Here is a 300-nt window from a genome sequence, read left to right on the forward strand (position 1 = left end):
AATACCATCGTTAGTATTGTCAGCATTATTATTATCGCCATCACTCCGAAGTTCTCAAAGAAAATTCCCGGTTCGCTGATTGCTATCATCGTAGTCACGATAGCCGTTTACCTGATGAAAACCTTCGGAGGAATCGACTGCATCCAGACCATCGGTGACCGCTTCACCATTAAATCAGAGTTGCCTGATGCCGTTGTGCCTGCGCTGGATTGGGAAGCTATCAGGGAATTGTTTCCGGTGGCTATCACCATTGCCGTATTGGGAGCTATCGAATCCCTGCTGTCTGCCACTGTAGCCGAC

The 300-nt window shown here is 48.3% G+C and carries 1 protein-coding gene; it reads left to right on the forward strand.

What is annotated here, in order from left to right:
- A partial coding sequence (locus AB5935_RS24830; RefSeq protein WP_368327738.1) for a SulP family inorganic anion transporter occupies positions 1-300 on the forward strand: 300 nt, incomplete at both ends.

The sequence above is a fragment of the Phocaeicola sp. RTP21198st1_B8_RTP21198_201120 genome, from assembly GCF_040929485.1.
Taxonomy (GTDB): Bacteria; Bacteroidota; Bacteroidia; order Bacteroidales; family Bacteroidaceae; genus Phocaeicola; species Phocaeicola dorei.